Source organism: Loktanella sp. DJP18 (assembly GCF_049310965.1).
Classification (GTDB): Bacteria; Pseudomonadota; Alphaproteobacteria; order Rhodobacterales; family Rhodobacteraceae; genus Loktanella.
Genome location: NZ_JBMERN010000222.1, coordinates 1 through 3,602, shown reverse-complemented (window position 1 = coordinate 3,602; position 3,602 = coordinate 1). Strand labels below are relative to the sequence as shown.

Here is a 3,602-nt window from a genome sequence, read left to right as displayed (position 1 = left end):
TTTAAAGGGAAGCCATCTTCCCTTCGCCCAACCTACGCCGAGTTGCTCCCTCAGTTCGCCGCGATCTGATTTAGCAGTGGTGTGATCCGGCGCACGGTCACGCGCCGGTTACTTTCCTCCGCTGACTGAGTCATTATCCTCAACAGCGCCTCGCCATAGCCCTGAACGATCAGGTTCTCAGGAGGGATGTGGAAAGCCTCGGTCAGGGCAAGTGCGATCGACTCCGCGCGCCTGTCCGACAGGGCGAGGTTTTCGACTTCACTTCCCACCGCGTCGGTATGGCCTTCGATCAGGAACACTTCGCGCGGGTTTTCGAAGAGCATCTCTTCTATCAGGATGCCAAGCCGCACCAGACTGCGCGCCTGCTCCGCTGGGATCGCGGCAGAGCCGTTCGCGAAGTTTACAGTATCCAGCTCAATCCCTAGAACGAGGCCGCGCACCTGCTCAATCTCGCGAATCTGGCGCAGGCTGAAGGTTCGGCCCGCATCGTATACCATTTCTTCGCGCAACGCCCTGCGCAATGCGGCCATGTCGCTCTCTGCGACGGACAGGCTGAGCGGAGCCGGGCGTGTCGCCACTAACTGGCGTACATCAACCGCCGGAAGGGCTTGCAGATCATCAAACAGTTCGTACTCCGTCCCATCAGGATAGAGGACGGCCCGACGTAGCACCCGTCCATGTGAATCGCTAATTGTCACGACCTGTGATCCGTCATCCCGGTCGAGCGTGGTCCGCGATGATCCATCCCCGAAGGTTTCGGTGCGAATAATCGCACCGGGCTGACGCAAGAGCGCGTCGTCATCCTTGTAAACGGTAAATCCTCGGTCTCCTTCGACAACAACGCGGTCGCCCGTATTTGCCACCACCTGGTCTCCATTGCGCAGCACCGATCCGACGACGATGGCACCCAGACCTAGCAAGAGCGCCTTCTGAATATTGCTGAGCCCGCCGTCTGGCGCGGGACTTGCGCCCGCACTGTCGATTGTCGTTGCGAAGTCCTGCGCACTGGTCCGGACCGACTGCGCAGCGAGGGATTCCTCGATCACTTCCGCCGGTGCCACCGCCGTTTCCGGGGTCGCAGCTACTGGCGCTTCGTCATCTTCGGCAACGGTCGGATCGATCAAAGCCAGCGCTGCCGCTGCTGCTGCCGCCGCCGCCAGAGCTGAAGCTTCTGCCGCAGCGGCTTCCTCATTCGCCTGCGCTGCAGCCTCTAATGCCGCCGCGTCGTCAACGGCTTGTGCTGTGGCTTCTGCTTCCTCTGCCGCCCGTGCTGCCGCCTCCGCCGCCTGTGCTGTAGTCTCTGCGACGGCCGCTTCCTCCGCCGCTTGTGCTGCAGCCTGTGCCGTTGCTGCTTCCTCAGTCCCTTGTGCTGTGGCCTCCGCCGCCGCCGCTTCCTCGGCTGCCTGTTCTGCCGCCACCGCCGCCGCCGCTTCCTCAGCCGCTTGTGCTGCTGCCTCTGCCGCTGATGCTTCCTCCGCCGCTTGTGCTGCAGCTTCCGCAGCTACTGCTTCCTCGGCTGCCCGTGTTGCGGCCTCTGCGGCGGCGGATTCCTCGGCTGCCCGTATTGCGGCCTCCGCCGCTGCCGCTTGTGCTGCGGCCTTTGCGGCTGCCGCGTCGTCGGCGGCTTGTGCTGCGGCCTCTGCGGCTGCTGCTTCTTCCGCCGCCCGCGTTGCTGCCTCCGCCGCTGCCGCTTCGTCGGCGGCTTGTGCTGCGGCCTCCGCCGCTGCGGCATCCTCGGCTGCCTGTGCCGCTGCCTCTGCGGCTGCCGCGTCGTCAGCGGCTTGTGCTGCGGCCTCCGCCGCTGCCGCATCCTCGGCTGCCCGTATTGCGGCTTCTGCGGCAGCCGCTTCCTCAGCCGCCTGTGCCGCTGCTGCTTCTTCTGCCGCTTGTGCTGCGGCCTTTGCGGCTGCCGCGTCGTCGGCGGCTTGTGCTGCGGCCTCTGCGGCTGCTGCTTCTTCCGCCGCCCGCGTTGCTGCCTCCGCCGCTGCCGCTTCCTCGGCCGCTCGTGCTGCAGCTTCTGCCGCTGCTGCTTCCTCAGCTGCCCGTGCTGCAGCTTCTGCCGCCGCTGTTACCGCTGCCGCCTGTGCTGCCGCCTCCGCCGCTGCCACTTCTTCTGCAGTCCGTGCTGAAGCGTCCGCCGCGGAACGCAGCGCTTCTGCCTGGGCTGTGGCTGCTGCTGCGGCTGCAGTCGCGCGGTCTGCTTCTGCCTTCGCCTCCGCCTGCGCCTGCGCAGCCGCAGCTGCTTCGGTAGCCTCGGCAGCTGCCGCTTCCTCAGTCAGGCGCAGGGCCTCTGCGACGGCAGCGGTAGCGACTCCTTGCATCTCTTGAGCCGCGGCCTCTGCCTCAGCCGCAACGCTCTCTGCCTCTGTGGCTGCAAATGCGGCCCGTTCCGCCGGAGTCATACCGGCTTCGGGCTCTCCTGCAGGACAGGGTGGTGCCGACTGGTCCCGACAGAGTAACTCGATCTCTTGCGCCCATGACCTCGTCACGAAGGTGGGCTGCAGCCCCAGCGCCAAGCAGGCAACAAGTGCCGTGGTGGTCTTGAGCGGTGCGAAAGACATGATTTTTTCCTTGTTTTTGGTCAGGCGCGACCGGCCGTAGCTCAATGAGATTTGTTATCCGAAAGCAGGACGCTCGATATGCCCTCAGTCGAAAAAGCCTGCGTCGGCATGGCTAAAGCCGGCCAGTGACAGCTAATAAAATGTCTCGCAATCTTCCGGCAGGAGATACACCCGCTGGAAAAGATTGCCGTCGCGATCCTCGAAACTGTTACGCATGGTCACGTCCATCCCAAACATCTGCCTCCCCGCAAGACAGAGCCGCTCAGAGTTGGCTTCGATCAGGGTCCGCATCTCGCGGGCTGAGGCGCGCCCGTCGACAGCTGTCGTCACGTAGCTGTATTCCATGATCCGCATTCGCGGCAGGAACAGGGCGTCGGTCATCGTCAGCGTGTCCGTCACCGCCGAGGGCAGGCTTTCGCGGGCATCGGCTGCCATATCCTCAAGGACCGTTTCATCGTCGAAGGAGACAGGTGCGACGTCCTGCGAAACGATCGCCTCCGGTGTGACGAACACCGGTGCCACCGGCGCTATGGCGTCGGTCCCCGGATCGGGAACGACCACCGCCGTTTCGGAAGCCGACTCCAGTGCAGGCGGCGTCGTAGCTGGGACCAGTACGAAGTATCCCATCACCACCAAGACCAGCGCACCAAGGCCAGCAAGCAATTTCATCATGACAACGGCTCCACGGCAATTAGCCTGACGATTAAAAATAACTACCGCCCAAAGTACCAGCCTGACCGGTATCAGAGCAGTGACAAGTGGAGTGCCCCCATCGGGTAGCTCAGTTTAATTGATAGTGTAAGGTCGGTCGTTGGTCTACGGGGACGTTGCTTTTGGGCGCTAGCGGCCGGTACGGACCATACTCCAGCGGCGCGTCACGCCAAGGCAAGCCACTACGATTAATAATTATAATGCCGCTCAGGACTTGCCGGTCATCGACGCGTGGCACGCCACGGCTCTTCGGAAAATAGGGCCTCAGCCGCTCAATCTGAGCCTCGCTCAGCCAATACAGATTGCTCATCAAGTCCCCCTTGGTTCGGG

General features: G+C 63.5%; 2 protein-coding genes and 1 pseudogene. All 3 read right to left on the bottom strand.

The annotated features are described in order from the left end of the window. Positions 1-50: 50 nt before the first annotated feature. Entirely contained in the window at positions 51-2,561 is a 2,511-nt protein-coding gene (locus ACOI1H_RS24180) for an OmpA family protein (protein WP_422440764.1), read from the bottom strand. A 132-nt stretch (positions 2,562-2,693) separates the two neighbouring features. Beyond that, entirely contained in the window at positions 2,694-3,233 is a 540-nt protein-coding gene (locus ACOI1H_RS24175) for a hypothetical protein (protein WP_422440763.1), read from the bottom strand. A gap of 169 nt (positions 3,234-3,402) precedes the next feature. After that, positions 3,403-3,582: pseudogene (locus ACOI1H_RS24170) on the bottom strand (transposase); the annotation flags it as partial. Between the last annotated feature and the right edge of the window lie 20 nt (positions 3,583-3,602).

Bases quoted from the DNA above. Each gene is read 5' to 3' on its own strand.
- ACOI1H_RS24180 (WP_422440764.1), bottom strand. From the start codon at position 2,561: ATGTCTTTCGCACCGCTCAAGACCACCACGGCACTTGTTGCCTGCTTG.
- ACOI1H_RS24175 (WP_422440763.1), bottom strand. From the start codon at position 3,233: ATGATGAAATTGCTTGCTGGCCTTGGTGCGCTGGTCTTGGTGGTGATG.